This is a genomic window from Rhodomicrobium udaipurense JA643 (genome assembly GCF_000636015.1).
Classification (GTDB): domain Bacteria; phylum Pseudomonadota; class Alphaproteobacteria; order Rhizobiales; family Rhodomicrobiaceae; genus Rhodomicrobium; species Rhodomicrobium udaipurense.
This window is the reverse complement of sequence record NZ_JFZJ01000060.1, coordinates 1-19,796: the sequence shown is the minus strand read 5'-3', so window position 1 is coordinate 19,796 and position 19,796 is coordinate 1. Positions and strand designations below refer to the sequence as shown.

Annotated in this window: 16 protein-coding genes, 1 tRNA gene and 1 pseudogene; 11 read left to right on the top strand and 7 right to left on the bottom strand. The window is 63.0% G+C overall.

All coding sequences use genetic code 11. From position 1 onward, the window contains the following. Together T281_RS10140 and T281_RS10135 are read left to right on the top strand one after the other, a co-directional pair. The coding region (locus T281_RS10140) for an ATP-binding protein (RefSeq protein WP_037238080.1) at positions 1 to 1,306 on the top strand (1,306 nt) is incomplete at its 5' end. 90 nt (positions 1,307 to 1,396) lie between these two features. Continuing rightward, on the top strand, positions 1,397 to 1,846 hold the full coding sequence (locus T281_RS10135; protein ID WP_013419962.1) for a glycine zipper 2TM domain-containing protein: 450 nt from the start codon (positions 1,397 to 1,399) through the stop codon (positions 1,844 to 1,846). Between the two features lie 132 nt (positions 1,847 to 1,978). On the opposite strand, the gene T281_RS10130 is transcribed toward T281_RS10135, so the two are convergent. Further along, complete coding sequence (locus tag T281_RS10130) at positions 1,979 to 3,385, bottom strand: TAXI family TRAP transporter solute-binding subunit (protein WP_037238078.1); 1,407 nt, start codon at positions 3,383 to 3,385, stop codon at positions 1,979 to 1,981. A 159-nt stretch (positions 3,386 to 3,544) separates the two neighbouring features. On the opposite strand from T281_RS10130, the gene T281_RS10125 reads away from it, so the two are divergent. The 4 genes from T281_RS10125 (at position 3,545) to T281_RS10105 (ending at position 8,328) form a co-directional block, all read left to right on the top strand. Beyond that, on the top strand, positions 3,545 to 5,194 hold the full coding sequence (locus tag T281_RS10125) for an acyl-CoA dehydrogenase family protein (RefSeq protein WP_037238076.1): 1,650 nt from the start codon (positions 3,545 to 3,547) through the stop codon (positions 5,192 to 5,194). Positions 5,195 to 5,556: 362 nt separating this feature from the next. Then, positions 5,557 to 6,525 carry a cysteine synthase A gene (cysK, locus tag T281_RS10120; RefSeq protein WP_037238075.1) on the top strand — a complete coding sequence of 323 codons (969 nt, stop codon included), beginning with the start codon at positions 5,557 to 5,559 and terminating at the stop codon, positions 6,523 to 6,525. A gap of 426 nt (positions 6,526 to 6,951) precedes the next feature. Continuing rightward, a complete protein-coding gene (locus tag T281_RS10110; protein ID WP_037238091.1) occupies positions 6,952 to 7,389 on the top strand; it encodes a DUF1489 family protein in 438 nt (145 codons plus the stop codon). Between the two features lie 336 nt (positions 7,390 to 7,725). Further along, entirely contained in the window at positions 7,726 to 8,328 is a 603-nt protein-coding gene (locus T281_RS10105) for a superoxide dismutase (protein WP_013420009.1), read from the top strand. 130 nt (positions 8,329 to 8,458) lie between these two features. On the opposite strand, the gene T281_RS10100 is transcribed toward T281_RS10105, so the two are convergent. Then, entirely contained in the window at positions 8,459 to 9,799 is a 1,341-nt protein-coding gene (locus T281_RS10100) for a carbohydrate porin (RefSeq protein ID WP_037238071.1), read from the bottom strand. 459 nt (positions 9,800 to 10,258) lie between these two features. On the opposite strand from T281_RS10100, the gene T281_RS18265 reads away from it, so the two are divergent. The 4 genes from T281_RS18265 (at position 10,259) to T281_RS10085 (ending at position 13,369) form a co-directional block, all read left to right on the top strand. Next, a complete protein-coding gene (locus tag T281_RS18265; RefSeq protein ID WP_338053304.1) occupies positions 10,259 to 10,579 on the top strand; it encodes an iron transporter in 321 nt (106 codons plus the stop codon). Between the two features lie 162 nt (positions 10,580 to 10,741). Then, positions 10,742 to 11,284, top strand: coding sequence for an iron transporter (locus T281_RS10095; RefSeq protein ID WP_037238069.1), 543 nt, complete (start codon positions 10,742 to 10,744; stop codon positions 11,282 to 11,284). A gap of 108 nt (positions 11,285 to 11,392) precedes the next feature. Continuing rightward, entirely contained in the window at positions 11,393 to 11,728 is a 336-nt protein-coding gene (locus T281_RS10090) for a cupredoxin domain-containing protein (protein ID WP_037238088.1), read from the top strand. Between the two features lie 252 nt (positions 11,729 to 11,980). Beyond that, positions 11,981 to 13,369 (top strand): 4Fe-4S binding protein, encoded by a 1,389-nt coding sequence (locus T281_RS10085; protein ID WP_037238086.1) that lies wholly within the window; start codon positions 11,981 to 11,983, stop codon positions 13,367 to 13,369. 25 nt (positions 13,370 to 13,394) lie between these two features. Here T281_RS10085 and hisF read toward each other — a convergent pair whose 3' ends face one another. Both hisF and T281_RS10075 read right to left on the bottom strand, forming a co-directional pair. Beyond that, on the bottom strand, positions 13,395 to 14,183 hold the full coding sequence (hisF, locus tag T281_RS10080; RefSeq protein ID WP_037238084.1) for an imidazole glycerol phosphate synthase subunit HisF: 789 nt from the start codon (positions 14,181 to 14,183) through the stop codon (positions 13,395 to 13,397). A 19-nt stretch (positions 14,184 to 14,202) separates the two neighbouring features. Further along, positions 14,203 to 14,670 carry a hypothetical protein gene (locus tag T281_RS10075; RefSeq protein WP_052037350.1) on the bottom strand — a complete coding sequence of 156 codons (468 nt, stop codon included), beginning with the start codon at positions 14,668 to 14,670 and terminating at the stop codon, positions 14,203 to 14,205. A gap of 165 nt (positions 14,671 to 14,835) precedes the next feature. On the opposite strand from T281_RS10075, the gene T281_RS10070 reads away from it, so the two are divergent. Then, positions 14,836 to 14,911 (top strand) — tRNA-Phe (locus T281_RS10070). A 142-nt stretch (positions 14,912 to 15,053) separates the two neighbouring features. Here the strand turns inward: T281_RS10070 and T281_RS19535 are convergent. The 3 genes and pseudogenes from T281_RS19535 to T281_RS10060 form a co-directional block, all read right to left on the bottom strand. Further along, a pseudogene (locus tag T281_RS19535) lies at positions 15,054 to 15,569 on the bottom strand (transposase); the annotation flags it as partial. Positions 15,570 to 15,600: 31 nt separating this feature from the next. Further along, positions 15,601 to 19,350, bottom strand: a complete 3,750-nt coding sequence (gene mfd / locus T281_RS10065) for a transcription-repair coupling factor (protein WP_037238067.1) — start codon at positions 19,348 to 19,350, stop codon at positions 15,601 to 15,603. Positions 19,351 to 19,476: 126 nt separating this feature from the next. Further along, complete coding sequence (locus T281_RS10060; protein ID WP_037238065.1) at positions 19,477 to 19,728, bottom strand: FAD assembly factor SdhE; 252 nt, start codon at positions 19,726 to 19,728, stop codon at positions 19,477 to 19,479. Positions 19,729 to 19,796 lie beyond the last annotated feature (68 nt).

Below are 19,796 nucleotides of genomic sequence, written 5' to 3'. Positions count from 1 at the left end.
CACCGCCGCGATCCTGATCTCGCTGTGCAACAACATCCTCGAAGCCAGCTTCGACGCGCGCCTCAACCAATACCTCGAAAACATCATCGCGCGGACGGCTCCGCAGGGCACGCACGACATCCGCCGCCCCGACGACGACGGCGAGCCGCTGTTTTCGAAGCCGCTGTCCGGCGCGTATTGGCAGATCCGCCCGCAAGACACGGGCAGCGAGCCGATGTTCAAATCGGCCTCGCTCGTCGGCGAAATCTACAAGACGCCGAGCGAGCTTGGCATCAAACCCGACGAGCGGCAGGTGCGCCAGACCTACGCCGAAGGCCCGGACGGGCAGCTCCTTCGCGTGCTGGAACGAGACATCGACTTCGGTCAGGAAAACGAAAGCCGCATTTTCTCGATCTCGGTGGCGTTCGACACGGCGGACGTCGACGCCGAGGCGCGCTACCTCACCAACACGATCGTTCTGACGCTCGCGCTTCTTGGCGGCGGGCTGCTGTTGGCGACGTTCTTTCAGGTGCGGTTCGGGCTTAGTCCCTTGCAGGACATGGGGCGGAAACTCGCCGCCATCCGCGCGGGCGAGGAAACGAAGCTCACGGGCACACCTCCCGCCGAAATCCAGCCCCTTCAGGAAGAACTGAATGCGCTCATCGAGGCGAATCAGAACGTCGTCGAGCGCGCGCGAACGCATGTCGGCAACCTTGCGCATGCGCTCAAGACGCCGCTCAGCGTCATCATGAACGAGGCCGCCTCGCAGGAGGGAGAGTTTGCGGGCAAGGTTTCCCAGCAGGCCACGATCATGCGACAGCAGATTTCACACTACCTCGACCGGGCGCGCATCGCGGCGCAGATTCGGCCCGCTGTCGGCGTAACGGATGTCGGCGCGCAACTGACCGCGATCTCCCGCGCGCTCAAGAAAATCTACGAGGCGCGCGCGTTGACGCTCGAAGTGGAATGCCCCGGCGGCGTGCGCTTCTTCGGCGAGAAACAGGATTTCGACGAGATGGCGGGCAACCTCATGGACAACGCGTGCAAATGGGCGCGGTCGAGTGTGGTGGTGAGGGTGGAGCAGCCAGCGGTCGCGCGGGGCGAACGCACCTTCCGGCTCATCATCGAAGATGACGGACCGGGCCTGCCCGAAACGTTTCGCCAGAGCGCGGTCAAGCGCGGCCGACGCCTTGACGAAAGCGTGCCCGGCTCGGGGCTGGGCCTCTCCATCGTCGCGGATTTGTCCCACCTCTATCGCGGGTCGCTAAGCCTCGAAGAGGCCGATGGCGGCGGCCTTCGCGCGTGCCTGAAACTGCCGGCAGCGTGATGGACGCAAAATTGCCCGAATGAGCCGTAAACGCTTATAAAAGGTTAACGGCTGGGACGGGGCAGTGATTCGGCTGCTTCGAGGGGGACCATGAAGAAACTTACACTTTTAGTCGCTTCGCTCGCGCTGGCGGTCGTGTCGACCGGCTGCGCCACCAAGGAAGAATCCGGCACGCTCATGGGCGCTGGCGCTGGCGCGCTGATCGGCAATCAGTTCGGCCATGGCGGCGGGCGCGTTGCGGCCACGGTCGGCGGCGCGTTGATCGGCGGCTTCATCGGCAACCGCATCGGCAAGTCGATGGACGACGAGGACCGCCGCCGCGCCTATGAAGCGCAGTATGCCGCGTTCAACAGCGGCCAGCGCACCGAATGGCGCAATCCGAACAACGGTCGCTACGGCTATGTGACGCCGCGCCGGACATATACTTATCAGAGCTATCAGTGCCGCGAATTCGAGCAGACGATCTACATCGACGGTCGCCCGGAAACGATGGTCGGCAAGGCGTGCCAGCAGCCTGACGGATCGTGGCGCGAAGCCTGATCGGCGCGCGGTCCAGCGTCTGAAAAGCCACGGATCGCGGCTCGCGCCCGCGGCATCTCTTAAACTCCGTTCAGGCTGATCGCCCGAGCGGAGTTTGCCATTTCTGGACGGCGGAGCGTTGGGGGTGAGCTCTCACGCGCCCGTTTCGAGCACGGGTTCCTCGGCGCGCGCTGGCTCAGCCGCAACGCTTGGCGCTTGCGCCGTACCTTTCGCCGCCGCCTCCCGCAGAGACACGATGCGCCGCCGCACGAATTCGACATTGTCGCGCAGCGTGTAAAGGTCCGCCGACAGGTGCGTCGGCACGGATATGCGCCACACGGCTTCTTCGATCTTGTCGAGGTCGCGCTCCTTCTGGGCGATGAATTCGGCGGAGGCGGACGCCTTCTTGTGCGTGAGGTTCTTCTCGATTCGCTTCAGCTCGCGATACCAGTTCAGGATGCGCTGCCTCATCCGCCAGTTGTAAAGAAGCGGCACGATGCGCGCGAGCGGGAGCACAACGCCGATCATCGGCAGGATCAAGATCGCGGCGCGGTCGATGAGCGTCGCAAGCCAGAACGGCAGGGTGCGCTGAAAGAAGGTCGGGCCGGATTTGTAGACGCGCGTGGCGTCGTCGATCATCGGAAATTCGGGATCGTCGGTGAGGCTTTCCGTGCCGAGCGCGAACAGCTTCGATTCGCCTGTGGGCTTGAGCGTCGGCTGGCTTTGCACCTTCAGCACGGCTTGCGCGAGGATCGCGAGCAGCGCCGGATGCAGATCGTCGCGGACAAGGAGCATCGCCTTCGTGGAGACAAGCGCCGTATCGGCGGGCGGAATGTTCTGCGCGAAATCGACGACGCCCTGTCGCATCTTGACCTGCGTCAGAGAGGGGTAGCGCTGGATCAGCGCGTCGGCCTGCGCCATGTTCATAAGCTTGGTGCCATCCTGATGCAGGAGGCGCTGCACCGTTCTCGCCTCGGGGCCGAGCACCAGAAAACCGGCATCGGCGCCGCCTTGCGCGAAGGTGTCGACATAGTCGGGAAGCTGCATGGCGATCAGCGTCGAGTTTTCAGCGGTGATGCCGTTCGCGTCGAGAAGCCGCTTCGCGAGCGCGGCCGTGCCGCTGCCCTCGGGGCCGATCAGGATGCGCTTGCCCTTGAGTTCGGTGATGCTCGAAAGCGAGGCGTCGCCGCGATAGAAAACCCACACGGGTTCTGTGATGAGCCGCCCCATGGAATAGAGCGTCGGCGCATCGATGTGGTTCGTCAGCCCACCCTGCACGATGCCGGCCTGAACATCGCTCGTCTCGTCCTTGAGCAAGCGGAGATTGTCGAGCGAGCCCTCGCTTTCTCGCACTTCGAGCTTCACGCCCTTCTTCTCGATCTCCTCCTTGAAGCGGAGCGCGAGATCGTAGTAGGGGCTGCCCTTGCTCGCCGCTGCCAGCACGAACGAATCCGGCGGCGCGGGCTTGACGTAGCGCAGCGTGAACCAGACGGCCGCTACGGCCAACGCCAGAGCCGGAATGAAGACGGCGAGATATTCCCAAGTGAAGAAGCGTCTCATGCGTAGCGCTCCAGACGGGTTAGGCCGACCGCTCCCTCTTACGGGCGCAAAAGGGTTAACGCAATCTTAAATGTCGCAGGCTGTATCCGCGCATACGCCGCGCTTGCCGAAAAGCAACCCTTGGCGTTCAATCTGATAAAAATGTCAGGGGAGGAACGCATGGTCGATTACGAACCGCGAACCCGGCTCGATACGCACGACGTCACTAATATGCCGCCTGCATTCGGTGGGCTGAACCTCTACGAGACGGACGTTGCGCTGAAGGAAGCGGCGCGTCTCCACGGCGGTGGCTGGGTTGACGGGCCGCTCTCGGCGCTCGGCGCGGCGGCAGGCTCCGACGAGGCGTTGCAGGCGGGCGAGGACGCCAACCGCTATCCGCCAAAGCTTCGCACCTTCGACCGCTTCGGCGGGCGCATCGACGAGGTGCGCTTCCATCCCGCCTATCATCAATGCATGGCGCTCGCGATGGAGCACCGCATCCACTCCATCGGCTGGCGCGAGAAGCGGCCCGGCGCGCATGTCGCCCACGCGGCTGCCCTCGCCATCGGGAGCCAGGCGGAGGCTGGCACCATGTGCCCCATGAGCATGACTTACGCCAGCGTGGCAGCGCTTCGGAAACAGCCGGACGTGGCCGATGCGTGGCTGCCGAAGATCGTCGATGGCGTCTACGACGCACCGCTGCGTCCCATCGCGGAGAAGCGCGGCGTCACCATCGGCATGTTCATGACCGAAAAGCAGGGCGGCTCGGACGTGCGCTCGAACAGCACGCGCGCCGTGCCGATGGGCGTGGGCGGCCCCGGCGGGGAATATCTGCTGACCGGGCACAAATGGTTCTGCTCAGCGCCGATGTCGGACGCGTTCCTCACGCTCGCCTATACGGATCGCGGGCTTTCCTGTTTCCTCGCGCCGCGAATCAAGCCGGACGGCACGCGTAACTCCATGAACCTGATGCGGCTGAAGGAGAAGCTCGGCAACAGGTCGAACGCGTCGGCGGAGTTCGAATATAAAGACACGTTCGCCTGGATGATCGGCGAGGACGGGCGCGGCGTCGCAACCATCATGGACATGGTGCACCACACGCGGCTCGACACGACGGCGGGATCGCTCGGCATCATGCGGCGTGCGCTGGCCGAAGCCGTGCACCATGTGCGCCATCGCCGCGCGTTCCAGAAGACGCTGATCGATCAGCCGGTCATGCGCGCCGTGCTCGCGGACCTCGCGCTCGACTATGAAGCCGCCGCGATGTTCACGATGCGCATCGCCCGCGCCTATGGCGAGACGACGCCGGAGGAGCGCGGCTTCGCACGGCTGGGCGTGGCGCTCGGCAAGTTCTACATCGCCAAGCGCACCGCCCCCTTCGTGGCCGAGTGCATGGAGTGTCTCGGCGGCGGCGGCTATATCGAGGAAGCAGCGACGGCGCGTTACTATCGCGAGGCGCCCGTGAATGCGATCTGGGAGGGGTCGGGCAACGTGATCGCGCTCGACATCCTGCGCACGCTTCAAAAAGAGCCGCTCGCGCTCGATGCGCTGCTGGCCGAGCTTGCGGCGGCGCGTGGCCGCCATCCGGCGTATGATACGAGCTTCGATGCGCTGCATCGTCTGATCGGCGCGGGGGTCGCGGAGGCCGACGCGCGACACGTCGCCGAGCGCATGGCGCTGGCCCTGCAAGCGGCGCTCCTGCTGCTGCACGGTGCGCCGGATGTCGCATCGAGCTATTGCGATGCGCGACTGTCGGGCGATACGCGCGGCATCAATTACGGCGCAAGCGGCGCAAGGCTGGCGGTGGACGCGATCCTCGCGCGACAATGACCGTGACATCGCATCAGCGATGCCGCGCGGGCGATGCATTGCCGCGGCGGTCGGCGCGCAGTCGGAGAGAACAAAATTCTAGTATTTGCGATCTAGCCGCTACAGCGTTTTGTCGATAGGGCAATCCGCAACACAATTAATCGAACCGTAGCCCGTATACACAGATGTAATTCCTTTTTCATCAGTGCAGCCATGTTCATCTGGTCAAAACCGCGCGGAAGCGTAAGTATTCGCAAGGGGCGCTCACGAATGCGTAAGGCTCGGCATTGTGCCCATGCGCGCGACGGAGCGTTATGGTTCACTGAGTTTTGTCGGAGTCCGGCGCGCGCATGGCGGCGTCACATCGAAACCGGGAGAGTGTCATGGCTGAGAAGAATCACGCACCAGGACGGGGGCGCATCTACGGGTCCATAACCGAGACCATCGGCGACACGCCCATTGTCCGCCTCGACAAGCTCGCGAAGGAAAAGGGCGTCAAGGCGAACCTTCTCGCGAAGCTCGAATTCTTCAACCCAATCGCCAGCGTGAAGGACCGTATCGGCGTATCGCTGATCGACGCGCTTGAAAAGCAGGGCAAGATCGAGCCGGGCAAAAGCACGCTGATCGAGCCGACTTCCGGTAACACGGGCATCGCGCTCGCTTTCGTCGCCGCTGCGCGTGGCTACAAGCTTATCCTCGTCATGCCGGAAACGATGTCCATCGAGCGCCGCAAGATGCTGGCCCTGCTTGGCGCGGAACTCGTGCTCACGCCTGGCGCGCAGGGCATGAAGGGCGCGGTCGCGAAGGCGAACGAGCTTCTCGCGGAATATCCGAACGCCGTCGTTCCGCAGCAGTTCGAGAACCCGGCCAATCCGGAAATCCATCGCCGGACGACCGCCGAGGAAATCTGGAACGACACCGAGCACAAGGTGGACATCGTCGTTTCCGGCATCGGGACGGGCGGCACCATCACGGGCGTTGGCCAGGTGTTGAAGCCGCGCAAGCCGAGCCTGAAGATCATCGCGGTGGAGCCGGAGGAGTCCCCGGTGCTGTCGGGTGGCAATCCCGGCCCGCACAAGATTCAGGGTATCGGTGCGGGCTTTGTGCCGGGCGTGCTGGATCGCGATGTGATCGACGAGATCGTGAAGGTCAACAGCGCGACGGCGCTGGAGACGGCGCGTCACGTGGCGCGGCTGGAAGGCATCCCGGTCGGCATATCCTCCGGCGCGGCCATCGCAGCGGCGATCGAAGTCGGCTCGCGGCCCGAAAACGCCGGCAAGAACATCGTCATCATCGTGCCGAGCTTCGCCGAGCGCTATCTGTCGACGGCGCTGTTCGATGGGCTTGCGTAAGCCCGGCAGGGTCTTCGTTTAATCGGGAATATCGATCCAACCCTTGGCGTTGTGCTTCGGCTCGATGCCAAGGGTTGCAAGGCTTTTCAGAAGCGCGGTTGTCGGAACGATGCCACCGGAATTCGAGCTTCGGCATACGTTGCAGATAACAACGTCCCAGCTTTTGCAATGGCGCGCTCGATAGGCGTTCGGACCGAACCTCCTGTCGAACCCGCATAAAAAGCATCGCTCCAGTACGCAAACCTCGATCATTGCTCCTCGCGAATACGAACGCGCGGGCACTATGGAGCGGGAAGCTTGCGCCGGTCTCGTGTCGCCCATGAAAGCGGCGGTTTATTGCGCCCGACCACATCCTTGTTCCGGCGAGTATCGGGAAAACGCCCGAGCGGCTTGCACGCGCCGCAATTGCGTGGCATCGAGCCGCCCATGCTGACCCTATCCTCACCCTCAATTCACATACTGAAACTCTGCGTCGGCTGCGACAGCGTCGAAGCGCTCGCCGACTGGCAAAAGCAGCGCATCGCGGCGGGGCATGCGCTCATCCATACGACGCGCCAGACGCCGCGCCGCGACGGCTTCGGCGAGGGTTCATCGCTCTATTGGGTGATGGGGGGATTTGTCCGCGTCCGCCAGCGCATCGTGGCGTTGCATGAAATTCGCGGCGCGGACGGTATCATGCGCTGCGGCTTCGAACTCGACCCGCAACTCGTGCCGACGGAGCCGGTGCCGCGCCGCGCATTTCAGGGCTGGCGCTATCTCCCCGCGAGCGAAGCCCCGCGCGACCTGATCGCCGGAGCGACCGTCGAAGAAGGCGCGATGCCGCCCGAGATGCGCGCCGCTCTCGCCGAGCTCGCGCTGATCTGAACAAAGCTCGCTAGGCCAGTTGGCGGGAGTCCTTGCGGCGCGGTGAGCTCGTGCGCGCATAGCGCCGACCGTTCTCCGTCCCTCGCCAACGGTTAATGAAACTGAACGAGGCATTCATGCGCCGTTCAGGTGAAAAAGCTCAATGTCACGGTTATCCGATCCCTGACGGTTAACCATCGCGAACCTTTCCTCGGCCCACTTCGGGAGGTATGCAGTTCAGGGGCTGCATACCTCTCTTTCTTTTTACCTGAAGCTCGTCCGCTGGCGCTTGTGAACTTTCCCTCGCGAACCTAGTTTTTGAGCAAGATCAAAAGCAGGCTCAAAAAGGAGAATCACGTGGCATTCGAACTTCCAGCCCTCCCTTACGCGTATGAGGCTTTGCAGCCCTACATGTCGGCGGAAACGCTGCAATACCATCACGATAAGCACCATCAGGCGTACGTCGACACGGGCAACAACCTGCTCAAGGGGTCCGGACTCGAAGACAAGGGCCTTGAGGACATCGTCAAGGCGGCGTACGGCAAGAACCAGCCGCTGTTCAACAACGCTGGCCAGCACTACAACCATCTGCATTTCTGGAAGTGGATGAAGCCGAACGGCGGCGGCAAGTCGCTGCCCGGCAAGCTCGCGGCGAAGATCGACAGCGATCTCGGCGGCTACGACAAGTTCCGCGAGGCGTTCATCGAGGCGGGCAAGACGCAGTTCGGCTCCGGCTGGGCGTGGCTCACGTTGAAGGATGGCAAACTCGAAGTCACCAAGACGCCGAACGGCGAAAACCCGCTCGTACATGGCGGCGTGCCGCTCCTGGGCGTCGACGTGTGGGAGCACTCCTACTACATCGACTATCGCAATGCGCGGCCGAAATATCTGGAAGCGTTCGTCGATAACCTCGTCAATTGGGAATATGTCGAGGAATTGTTCGAGAAGGCCCACGGCTGACGCGATTAGCGACGCCGATGACATGCTTATGGCCGGGGTCTCCCCCGGCCATTATTTTTTGCAACTCTTGTCGGATCAGCTTGCGGATGGCTCCGCGCAAACCGGAGTCTCCGCAAGGCGCGCCAGAGTTTTAGTAAGCGACGGAGATCCGCACGCCGCCGTAGATCGCGTTGTCGTTATCCGAACTCGCGGCGGGGTTCCACATATACTGGAGGTCCGGCTGAATGGTCAGGCCGGGCACGATCTGAGCCTTGTAGAAGACCTCGGCCATGGATTCGTACTTTCTATCGAACTCGTTAGCAGCCAAAGCGTCTTCCGAGATCTGCGCATAAGCGAAGCCAGCGCCGAAGCTGTCGTCCGGACGGCTCGGGATGAAACCCGAGAAGACCACGCCGCCGTCATAGTAGAAGTCGATGGCATTACGGTCCGTCGGCGCGCCGGCGATGCGGGCGAATACGTTGATGCCCTTCGTCGGGTCGGTCGGCAGCGCGTAGATCTGCTGATCGATCGATCCGTAGAAGCCGTAGTTCGCATCAAACAGCTTCCCGGAGCCGTTGACGGCCTCGAATTCCTGCGTGTGCTGCCACGAACCGAACTTGATCGTGCCGGGAAGGCTCGTGATGCCTGAGGGCGCCGGAGCAAAGTCCTTGTAGCCCTTATAGCCGCCGTCCTTCGCGCCGCCCTTGGCAGCCTGATTATACTTGTACTCGATTTCCTGAACCAGGAACGGATCGTCCTGCGTGCGGAAGTCGGTGCCGTGATCGTTGCACGCCTGCGGGTCTTCACAATTCGGGTTCGCGGGGCTGCCGTTGTAGATCGCCGCGCGGAACGTCAGCGCGTCCGTCAGGTCGACCTGTACGCGCGCGCCGGGCGTTGCCAGCGGGTAGGCGTTGCCGCCCTGCGGAACGTCCGCCGCCCAGATGCCAGCCCAGCCGAAGGTGCTGTTGATGAAGGCGCCGCCGGTTTCGGTGGTGAAGAATTCGCTGTCGACAGCAAGCTGACCGGCGCGAACCGAAACGCGCTCGCCGAACTTCTGTTCGAGCCAGAGTTCAAAAAGGCGCGTCGAAGCTTCCGCTTCGATGGAGCTGATGGCCATGAGCGGGCCGCCGAGGTTGTCGCTTAGTCCCTTGCCGTGGATCTGGTAGCCGTTGGCGTGGAACGTCAGGCCCTTGAGGCCTGCGAGCTTTTCAAGGTCGGCATCGACGAAGACTTCGAGGCGACCCTGATAGATCGAGCCGTCCTTCGCGCCGCCCGAGTTAGTGAACGTCTCACCGATATAATTGATGCCGTAGGTGATGCCTTTCGCGGCGAGCGCGGCGCGGGCGCTTGCATCTGGACCGCCGTTAAGGCTGGTCGCAATGGATGCTTCCGGAAGTCCGTCATTCTCGTCCGCGAGCGCGGCATTCGCCCCGAAACCGAGCGCCAAGATCGCGGCGGCGCTGCACGCCGTGCGCATCGTCATTGTTGTCATTCGTGTGCCCCCCAAAGGTCACATTTGCCCAAATCGAAGCCAAGCCCGGCCTCTTCTTCCAATCGCTCGATTCAAGGTTGCGGATTGCAGCCAATTTGCAATCGATGAGCTTCCGCGCGCCGTCTCACCAAAGCGCCTATGAAGAACTGCGGAAGATCCGATGCACCGAAAATCAAGCCTGATAGATTCGAATATCGAGGCTTCCGGTTCCGGTCAACCGCCTAGACTTGGAATATCGAAGTTTAGAAATGTTCTTGATTATAAGCGTTGCCAAAAAGCACACCTTTGGAATTGGTCTAAATCGAAAAGATGGGGCCTTGCGTTTGCATTAATCGGTGAGTAATTGGTTGATATCCCCAAGTTTGCTTTCCTCCAGCTGGGTAAGTTCGCAAACCAACGCGAGGTTTACCGTATCAAAGCTGGACAGAATTCAAGGAGAAGTTCGGATGAAAAGCCGGCATCGCCGCGATTTCGGCGTGCTTTATTATTTTCGCAGCTTCGTCGAAAGAAATTCCGATTGGCGAAGCTCAAGAAAAGAACGGCCTTCGCGTAGGTGCCGCTTATCTTCAACCCGTTGAGACCGACGCTCTGGAGTTGATGCGCGATCCCAAGGAATCCGACTTCACATCGAAGCGGACATCACCGCCTATAAGGACAATGCGTCGTGCGATCTCGTGTCCGGTAATCGCGACCGGTGGCTGCGGGCGGGGCTACCAAGGCCCCCCACGCTCTGTTATCGCTCCAAAACGTTCCCGCGCTGGTGTACTTGGCAAATGCTAATCTGGAACTGTTATAATTTAAAAAGATAGATATTGATTTCGGGATGCTCTCGACGTACCAAAAAAGGTGTGGCTGGGGTATGCCATAAGAAAACATACGATCAATGCATCGCGAGTTCTGAGCAAATCAGCCAACAGAAGCGCATGAACGGGGAAAATAGAGATGTTTATCAGACTAGTTGGAGCTGCGACGCTGTCCGCTTGCGTCATGACTTCGCAAGCTTTCGCCAAGGAGTATCCTATCGGCGAAGCTCAGGAAAAAGGTGGACTCGAAGTGGCGGCTGTCTATCTTCAGCCCGTCGAGATGGACCCGCCCGGCATGATGCGTGACGCGAAGGACTCCGATGTTCACCTTGAAGCCGACATCAAGGCCGCAAAAGGCAACGACAACGGCTTTGCAGAGGGCGACTGGGTTCCCGCGCTCAATATCAAGTACGAACTCACAAACCTCGAGAACAAGAAGGTCATCTCCGGCGACATGATGCCGATGGTCGCCAACGACGGCCCGCATTACGGGGATAACGTCAAGCTTGCTGGCCCTGGCAAGTACAAGCTGAAGCTCGATGTTGCCCCGCCAAGCTCCGATAAGCACTCGCATTTCGGTCGTCACGTCGACAAGGAAACTGGCGTCGGCCCGTGGTTCGCTCCTTTCACGGTCGAATACGAGTTCACCTTCGCGGGCACCGGCAAGAAGGGCGCTTATTAATCATAGCGGTTCACACGCTGATTGCCGAACAGGAAGCGCCCGCATTCAGGTAATCTGAGCGCGGACGCTTTCGCGGCGCTTCCGTGGGGCAAGGAAGGAAGCAATGTCATGAAGCATCGGATCAAAGTCGCTTTCGCGGCGCTTTGTCTGGCAGGCGCGCCGCAACTCGCTCTCGCGGATGAGCCCGTATTCGAAATCGAGATGAAAGACGGTGTCATCACGCCGCCGCGGCTCGAAGTTCCGGCGAATACCCGCTTCAAGATCATTATTAAGAATGTGGGCACCGTCCCAGCCGAGTTTGAGAGCTATGAACTCCGCAAGGAGGAAGTGATCCCGGCGGGGGGCACCGGCAAGATGATCATTCGGCGCCTCGATCCGGGCGAATACAAGTTCTTCGATGAGTTTCAGCCTGACGCTCCGCCAACGGTGCTCGTCGCCAAGTGAATGCCGCCGCGATGACACGATTTGAGGTGTAGCTGACGGCCTCGGCGCGGTGTTTAAGGATCGGGAGCATCCTGCGACACCGCGCCTTTTTTTGTGATATGATCGCCACTCGAAGCAATCGACGTGACATTTTCCACCCATATGCTGAACCGAGCCCCGATAGAAAACGGCCCGCATGATGGCGGCCATTTGCCAGACCTGAATTCGCATCTTCCCGACCCGGTTCCGCCTCAGGCCTACGAAGCCCCGCAGATGGCGCGCGTTGACCGCTGGATCGCGGCGGCGGGCGAATGGCTTGCGCGAAACCAGCGCGCCGTCATGGCGGTTCAGTGGGGCATTGTCGGCATCTACGTCTTTCTTGTCGTCGTGCCCGCCTTCCTGCCGCCGCCTGCCCGCACGGCGCATATCTGGACAAACCTCACACTCTTCGCGCAGTTCGTGTTCTGGGGCATCTGGTGGCCCTTCGTGCTCGTCAGCATGGTCCTGGTCGGTCGCCTGTGGTGCGGCGTGCTCTGCCCGGAAGGCGCGCTTTCGGAGACTGCGAGCCGCAACGGGCGTGGTCGCTCGGCCCCCGGTTGGGTCAAGTGGAAGATGTGGCCGTTCGTGGCCTTCGTGCTGACGACGGTCTACGGCCAGATGCTCAGCGTCTACCAATATCCGAAGCCGGCGCTCCTCATCCTCGGCGGCTCGACCGTGGCGGCCATCGGCATCGGCTACATGTACGGCCGCAACAAGCGCGTCTGGTGCAAATATCTCTGCCCGGTGCACGGCGTGTTCGGCCTTCTGTCGAAGCTCTCGCCGCTTCATTATCGCGTCGACCGCGACGCGTGGGACGCCTCACCCAAGCCCGCCGTCCGGCTCAACTGCGCGCCCATGGTGCCGATCCGCACGATGAAGGGCGCGAGCACGTGCCATATGTGCGGGCGCTGCGCCGGTTTCCGCGATTCGGTCGCGCTGTCGCGGCGCACGCCCGGCTCCGAGATCGTGCACGTTGCGGGCTTTCAGACCAAGCCATGGGAAACCTGGCTTATCGTGTTCGGCCTGCTCGGTGTTGCGGCGGGCGCGTTCCACTGGGCATCGAGCGCCTATTACATCGCTGGCAAACAAGTTGCGGCCGAATGGCTCGTGGAAAACGGCATCATGTGGCCGATCACGGGACACGCTCCGTGGTGGGTGCTGACGAACTATCCCGACCTCAACGACGTGATGTCGCCGCTCGATGGCGCAATGCTGCTCACCTATCTCGCCATTGTGTCGCTCGTCTTCGGCGGGGCGATCATGCTGTTTCTGGCGGCGGCGGGGCGGCTGCTCGCGCGGCCCTTCGACGGCGCGACAATGGGAACAATCTGGCGGCAGCGGACACATCACCTCGCGCAGGCGCTGATCCCCATCGCGGGCAGCATCGTGTTTCTCGGCCTGTTCGCAACGACCGCTTCGATCCTGAAGGCGGACGGCATCCGCCTGACCTTCGTCTCGACGGTGGAAAACATCATCATGGCGCTGGCGGCAACGTGGTCCGTGGCGCTGGCGTGGCGCATCTGCGGGCTTTACACGGGGTCGCGGGTGCGGCAGGCGCTCGCGACGACGTTGATGCTTGGAGCAATCGGCGCGGGCGTCGGGGCGTGGGCGCTGCCTTATTGAATGCGCAGATCTCGGCGCCGCTTCATCAAGCCGCCGCGTCGAGCCGCACGGGCAGTCCCGCCGCCGCCATGTAGCGCTTGGCTTCGCCGATGGTGTAGTCGCCGAAGTGGAAGATCGACGCTGCAAGCACCGCCGTCGCGCCGCCGTCGCGGATGCCGTCCACGAGGTGGTCGAGGTTGCCGACGCCGCCCGAAGCGATCACCGGCACCTGCACCGCGTCCGAAATCGCGCGCGTGAGGGCCAGGTCGAACCCGCTGCGCGTGCCGTCGCGGTCCATCGAGGTCAGCAGGATTTCGCCCGCGCCGAGCGCCACAACGTCTTTCGCAAAACCGATAGCGTCGATGCCGGTGCGGTTGCGCCCACCATGCGTGAAGATTTCCCAGTGCGCGCCGCGCCCGTCGCCTTCGTCCTCGACGCGTTTCGCATCGATGGCGACGACGATGCACTGATTGCCGAACTTCTCCGCCGCCTCGCCGACGAACGCGCGGTTCGTCACAGCCGCCGTGTTGATCGACACCTTGTCCGCGCCCGCGCGGAGCAGTGTGCGCACATCGTCGAGCGTGCGCACGCCTCCGCCGACCGTCAGCGGCATGAAGCACCGCTCGGCCGTGCGCGCCACCACGTCGAGGATGGTGCCGCGCTTCTCGTGGCTCGCGGTGATGTCGAGGAAGCAAAGCTCGTCCGCGCCCGCTTCGTCATAGGCGGCGGCGGCCTCGACGGGGTCGCCCGCATCGCGCAGATCGACGAAGTTGACGCCTTTGACGACGCGGCCGTCCTTCACGTCGAGGCAGGGAATGATGCGAACTTTCAGCATGGGATCATCTTTGAAAGAGTCAGGCGCGGCCGCGCGACCGGAATGCGGCCGTCCACGGGCCGCCATTGTCGCGCAAAACCAGAAGCAGAAAAACGAGCAGGCCGCCATCGAAAAGGAACGGTGCCGCGCCGAGATGCGCCATGTTCCAGACGAGCGTTGCGCCCGCTACCGAAGCCGCCGCCGCGAGCACGTAGCCCGCAGTGAGCGTGGGCGGGATGGGCGCGCCGAGCCTCCACCAGAGGATTGCGCCCGCCGCGATCAGAATCACCGTCTTGAAGATCGCCATGGCGCCGATGAGGAGCGCGAACTCCGCCGAGGTGTCGGCCGCGCGGCTTGCGCCGGTGGAGGCGAGGACGGCAGCGGCGACGGCGAGCACGCATGCGGCGATGAGCGCTAGCCGCTCGCGGGTCGGCGCGAACAGGCCGGGGTGCGCCGCTTCGATTTCCGTTTCGGCGTCAGGTAATTGGCTGTCGGGGCGTTGGAGCATGGCGATAACCTCTGTGGCATTCTAACATAGGCTGTCCGCGTCAGCGATGAAGAGGGTGGAAGGCGCGGCCAGCGCACGCGAAAAGTTCGATTTTTGGGCGTCGCACCCTCTCGACATCGCTACGCAAACCCCGTATAAGGCCGTCTCCGACGCGCGAAAGCGCATGCCCAGGTAGCTCAGTCGGTAGAGCAGCGGATTGAAAATCCGCGTGTCGCTGGTTCGATTCCGGCCCTGGGCACCATTTTCCGAATACCCGACCACTTACGCAGTGCTACCTTTTTGCTTTCGTTAAAGTCTGCGTTCACGAAACGCAGGCTTCAATCGTGGGATTCTAAACTCATGAGTGACGGCAAAATCGATGGCTGAAGCGCGGCCTTTTGCTCCTGATAGCCGCCGTCGGCATTAAGTTTGAGAAGGAAGGATAGAGACCGAACAGGCCCGTCATGCCTTTCGGCCGCCGTCGCGGTCCTGCATGTCGGCGGCGTGGATAACAGCGTGCATCGGCAAGCTTCGCGTATCGACAAGGACGCGACGCTTCTTGCTACCCGCTAGGGTCGATGCAGCACCCCCTTTTTCAGCGCCTTCACGCTCCGGCTGTCGATGATGGCCACCGTTGGGCTGGCTTCGCCCTGCCTTTTCGAGGCATTCACATACAAGGCGTGGTGGATGCGTTCGAGCGTTCCATCAGGTTCCAAAGGTCGAGATAGCCATGCACCGTGCTGCGGTGGCAGGTCTGTGGGATGAACCCGCCATTGGCAGCCCGTCGAACGGACATAGGCCATTGACCGCTTTTGCCAGCGGGATCAGCGGCTCGATGAGCGCCCATTCCGTATCGGTCAGGTCGCCGGATGGCCAAACTGGCTGCGGTTGCATGACGCTCGGTTCTCGTTTGTCCACATCCGCGCCCCCGCGAATCGGATCGGACGAGCCCTAAGTGTAGCGCTGTTTTCCGCCTTTCGACGGCGGCTTCGGCTGCGCGCCCTTCCCGGCCGCCGCGTGTCGGAACTGCGCCGCGCCCGCGCCGGGCCTTTGCTGATGCTTCGGAGGCGTCGGCGGCGTCGCGGGCTTTTTCGGCAGGGCGAGGCGCATCTCGTGGATGGCTTTGCCCTCGCCCGCCGTGCCCGATGTGCTTTCCGCCTCGCCCTTCGCGATGGCCGCAAGCTCCCGCACAAGCGCGCGCGCGCCGCGTAGCCGCTCCACGCCGTCGTCCCATTCTTCCTTGTAGACGAGCTTCTGATCGATCTGGAGCTTCACCTGCACGCCGTGCTCGTACATGAATTTCACAAGCCCCTGCGGGTTGGCGAATTTCTTGTTGCGGAAGGTGATCACCGCGCCCTTCGGCCCGGCGTCCACCTGCGCGATGCCCGCCTTGCGGCAGTAATTCTTGATCTGCACCACGGTGAGAAGGTGCTTCACTTCGTCCGGCGGCGGGCCGAAACGGTCCGCAAGCTCGGCGGCAAAATTTTCGAGATCGGCGCTCTCATGCAGGCCCGAGAGGCGGCGATAAAGGCCGAGCCGCACCTGGAGGTCGGGCACGTACACTTCGGGAATCAGCACCGGCAGACCGACATTGATCGTCGGCGACCATTGCTCCTCTTCCTCGCGCTCCTCGCCGCCATTCGCCTTCAGCGCGGCGACCGCCTCTTCCAGCATCGACTGGTAAAGCTCGTAGCCGACTTCCTTGATGTGGCCGGACTGCTCATCGCCGAGCAGGTTGCCCGCGCCGCGCAGGTCGAGGTCGTGGCTCGCCAGCGTAAAGCCCGCGCCAAGGCTGTCGAGCGAATGTAGCACCTTGAGCCGCTTCTCGGCCTGCGGCGTGATCTTGCCGTTCGGCGGAATGGTGAACATGGCATAAGCGCGTGTCTTGGAGCGGCCGACGCGCCCGCGAAGCTGGTAAAGCTGGGCGAGGCCGAACATGTCGGCGCGATGCACGATCAGCGTGTTCGCGTTCGGGATGTCGAGACCCGATTCCACGATGGTAGTGGACAGCAGCACGTCGAACTCCTTGTCGTAGAAGGCCGACATGATGTCTTCAAGCTGCGTCGGGGCCATCTGCCCGTGCGCCTGCATGAAGCGAATTTCCGGCACCTGTTCGCGCAGGAACGTGGCCACCTCGTCGAGATCGGAAATGCGCGGCACGACATAGAAGCTCTGGCCGCCGCGATAGCGCTCGCGAAGCAGCGCCTCACGCAGCGTTACGGGATCGAACGGCGTGATGAAGGTGCGCACCGCGAGCCGATCCACCGGAGGCGTCGCGATCACCGACATCTCGCGCACGCCCGTCAGCGCAAGTTGCAGCGTGCGCGGGATCGGCGTCGCGGTGAGCGTCAGCACGTGCACTTCCTCGCGCAGGTTCTTCAGCCGCTCCTTGTGCGCCACGCCGAAATGCTGCTCCTCGTCGACGATCAGGAGACCGAGATCCTTGAAGCCGATCGATTTCGCGAGCAGCGCATGCGTGCCGACCACGATGTCAACTTGGCCCGCCTTCAGCCCTTCGCGCGTCAGCGTCATCTCCTTCGGCGTGACGAGCCGCGAGGCCTGCGCGACCTTGACCGGGAAGCCTTGGAAACGATTGACGAAAGTCTGATAATGCTGGCGCGCGAGCAGCGTCGTCGGCACCACGACGGCCACCTGCTTGCCTTCCATCACCGCGATGAAGGCCGCGCGGAGCGCCACTTCGGTCTTGCCGAAGCCGACGTCGCCGCACACGAGCCGATCCATCGGGCGGCCCTTGGCGAGATCGTCCGCCACCGCCTCGATGCTGGCAAGCTGATCGTCGGTTTCCTCGTAGGGAAAGCGCGTGACGAACTCATTATAGGCGCCGTCCGAAACCTGAAGCACGGGCGCGGGCTTCATCTCGCGCAGCGCCGCCACCTTGATGAGTTCTTCCGCCATCGCGCGGATGCGCTTCTTGAGCCGCGCTTTCCGGCCCTGCCACGATGCGCCGCCGAGCTTGTCGAGCTGGGCCGTGCCCTCGTCCGAGCCGTAGCGGGTGAGCAGTTCCATATTCTCGATAGGCAGGAAAAGCTTGTCGCCGCCCGCATATTCGAGTTCCACGCAGTCATGCGGCGCGCCCGCCGCGTCGATGGTCTTCAGCCCGATGAACCGCCCGATGCCGTGGTCGGCGTGCACCATAAGGTCGCCCGGCGTGAGGCTCGACGCCTCGACCAGCACATCGCTCGCTTTCTTGGCCTTGCGACGGCGAATGAGGCGGTCGCCGAGGATATCCTGTTCGGCGATGATAGCGAGGTCCGGCGTCTCGTAGCCCGACTCGATGCCGAGCAGTGCGAAGCTGACTGCGCTCTTGTCTGCTTTCCGCACCTCCGCGATGTTCGCCACCTTCTCGATGCGCGAAATGTGCGTCGAGAGCATGTTGCCGAGGCGTTCGCGCGCGCCATTCGTCCAGCAGGCGATGACGGCGCGCTTGCCGAGGCTTTGCATGACGCGGATATGCTCTGCGACGGCGGGGATGAGCTTGTCGGAGGACTCGGAGCGTTCGAGCGCGAAGCTGCGCCCTTGCTTGCCCTTGAAGTCGATCTGCACGACGGCCTTCGCATCCGGCTGCGGGAAGGGCTCGAAGCGGCGCACCTTGCGCTCACCGAGCTTCTCGTCCCACTCCTCCGCCGCGAGATAGAGCGCCTCCGGCTTCAGCGGCTTGTAAGGCGGCGCGCCAAACGAGCGCTGCTCCAGCCCCTCGCGGCGCGCGTCATAATGGTCGGCGATGGTTTCGAGGCGGCGCGCAGCGGCGTCATCGGCCAGATGATCGAGCGTCACGACCGCGTTCGGCAGATAGTCGAACAGCGAGTCCATGCCGTCGTAGAACAGCGGCAGCCAGTGCTCAACGCCGGGATAGCGCGTGCCGGCCGAGACGGCCTCGTAAAGCGCGTCGTCGCCCTTGCTCGGCCCGAACAGCTCCACATAGCGCTGGCGGAACATCTTCACCGCGGCATCGCCCGACGGAATTTCGCTGATCGGCAGCAGCGTGACGCCATCGCGCGTGGCCTGCGTGCGTTGCGTGACGGGATCGAAGGTGCGGATCGTCTCCAGCGTGTCGCCGAAGAAGTCGAGGCGCGCGGGCCGCGCGTGCCCCGGCACGTAGAGGTCGAGGATGCCGCCGCGGACGGCGTATTCGCCGGGCTCCATCACGGTGCCGGTGCGCATGAAGCCCGAGCCTTCGAGGCGCGCAATCACCTGCTCCATTGAGACGCGCCCACCCGCCGCAAGCCGTGCGGCCGATTTTTTCATCGCGGCGAGCGGCGGCACGCGCTGAAGCGCGGCGTTGACCGTGGTCAGCACGATGATCGCTGGCTTGCCGCCCTTTGCGTGGGCGAGACGCGCCAGCGTCGCGATGCGGCGGGCCTCGATGTCGCTGTCGGGCGAAACGCGGTCGTAGGGCACGCAGTCCCACGCCGGAAATGAGAGCACGTCCGCGCCGGGTGCGAAGAATTCAAGCTGGCTCTTGAGCTCGGCGAGGCGCTGGTCGTCTCGCGCGACGTGCAGCACCGCCTGCTGGAAAGCCGTGTCGGCCGGCAAGCGGCGCGCGATGGCCGCGATCAGGAACGCGTCGTAGCCTTCGGGCACGCCCGAGGCGCGGATCGCGCCGTCGCCGCCTGCAAGCCGGTCGAGCGCCGTGGGCTTTCCAGCCGCCTTCTTGTCCAATGTATCGATTTCGCCTGCCATGTCGGGTGCGGCCTCGGGCCGCCGCGTTGGAGCTTTGGAGCGTGTTGTTTGAGCACCGCTTTTTGCGGATCATGCTTTTTGGTTGAGCATCATCTTCATCGCATTTTGCGGATGATGCTCGAAGCGTCAGAGCCTGTAGAAGTCGCGGATCTCGGCGACAATGGCCGAGAGTTCGCCCGGCGCGTCGCCCTTCCTGATCCAGAGGTCCACATCCGGGTCTTGCGCGGCGAGCACCGTTTCGAAGGACGCAAGCTGCACCTCCTCCATGAGCGGCACACGCGCCTCCGCATAGCGCCCGAGAATGAGATCCAGTTCCTTCGTGCCGCGATGAAGCGCGCGATAAACCGCGCGCTTGCGCCTCAGCTCAAGCCCGTCCATGAAAAAACCTTTAGAACGCGAATGTTGGCGCGCGTGGCACCGTGCCCGCAATATAGTCGCGAAGCGGG